General features: G+C 67.1%; 1 protein-coding gene. It reads left to right on the forward strand.

The genetic code is table 11. From position 1 onward, the window contains the following. Positions 1-1,554: bifunctional 23S rRNA (guanine(2069)-N(7))-methyltransferase RlmK/23S rRNA (guanine(2445)-N(2))-methyltransferase RlmL (rlmKL, locus tag AB4Y84_RS21085; RefSeq protein WP_442250864.1), on the forward strand; the 1,554-nt coding region annotated here is incomplete at its 5' end. Between the last annotated feature and the right edge of the window lie 82 nt (positions 1,555-1,636).

Consider the following 1,636-nt stretch of genomic DNA (forward strand, 5'->3'; position numbering starts at 1 on the left):
CTGCTGGACCCGATGTGCGGCAGCGGCACCCTGCTGATCGAAGGCGCGCTGATGGCGGCCGATGTCGCCCCCGGCCTGATGCGCCATGGCAGCCTGCCGCCGAGCCGCTGGCTGGGCTTCGACAAGGCCGCCTGGAAAACCATCCAGAGCGAAGCACGTGATCGCGAAGCGGCCGGCCTTGCCGCGCTGAAGCCGGTCATCCACGGCAGCGACATCGACCCGGTGGCGATCCAGGCCGCGCGCGAGAACGCCGAAGTTGCCGGCGTCGCCCATGCCATCCGCTTCACCCGCACCGATGTGGCTGACCTGCCCACCCCGGAGCAGGAGATCGGTGCGGTGGTCTGCAACCCGCCGTATGACGAGCGCCTGGCCGCCGATCCGGCGCTGTACCGCAAGCTGGGCAATGCCCTGCAGAAGGCCGTGCCGCAGTGGCGCGCCAGCCTGCTGTGCGGCAATGACGAACTGGCCTTCGCCACCGGCCTGCGTGCGGGCAAGAAGTACCAGATGTTCAATGGTGCGCTGGAATGCGCACTGATCGTCTGCGATCCGATCGCCGTGCYGGGCCGTGACCCGGCACAGGTGCGCGAGCTGAGCGAAGGCGCGCAGATGGTGGCCAACCGCCTGCGCAAGAACCTGAAGAAGTTCAAGAGCTGGCGCGCGCGCGAAGGCATCACCTGTTTCCGCGCCTACGATGCCGACCTGCCGGAATACGCAGCGGCCATCGACGTGTACGAGGAAGATGGCGGCCAGCGCCGCACGTTCCTGCATGTACAGGAATACGCTGCACCCGCTGCGATTCCCGAGAACGACGTGCGCCGCCGCCGCAATGAACTGCTGGCCGCTGCGCGCGAGGTGTTCGGCGTGCCGCCGGAACAGGTATCGATGAAATCGCGTGAACGTGGCAAGGGCGGCAGCAAGTACGGCCGTTTCGAGCAGCGCGATGAGTTCCTCGTGGTACGCGAGAACAACGCGCTGCTGCAGGTGAACCTGTTCGACTATCTCGATACCGGTCTGTTCCTCGACCATCGCCCGCTGCGCCGGCTGATGGCCGAGCAGGCGCGCGGCAAGCGCTTCCTCAACCTGTTCTGCTACACCGGCGTGGCCAGCGTGCAGGCGGCGGTGGCCGGTGCGGCCAGCACCACCAGCGTCGACCTGTCGGCCACCTACCTGYAGTGGTGCTACGACAACCTGGCCTTGAACGGGCAGGGCGGCAATCAGCACCTGCTGGTGCAGGCCGATGCGATGGCATGGCTGGAAGGTGATCGCGGCCAGTACGACGTGATCTTCTGCGACCCGCCGACGTTCTCCAACTCGGCCCGCGCCGAGGACTTCGACGTACAGCGCGAACAGGTGAAGATGCTGCGTGCGGCCGTCGCGCGACTGGCGCCGGGTGGCGTGCTGTACTTCTCCAACAACTTCCGCCGCTTCAAGCTGGAAGAGAACGCCATCGCCGAATTCGCCCAGTGCCGCGAGATCAGCGCCAGCACCATCGGCCCGGATTTCGAGCGCAACGCGCGCATCCATCGTGCGTGGGAGCTGAAGCGCTTGGCGTGACGCGGTAGTGCCGGCCGCTGGCCGGCAACTACGGAGACTGCGGCGGAGGTTCATGGGGTTGCCGGCCAGCGGCCGGCACTAC

Source organism: Stenotrophomonas sp. 2YAF22, assembly GCF_052114665.1.
In the GTDB taxonomy this organism is placed as follows: Bacteria; Pseudomonadota; Gammaproteobacteria; order Xanthomonadales; family Xanthomonadaceae; genus Stenotrophomonas; species Stenotrophomonas indicatrix.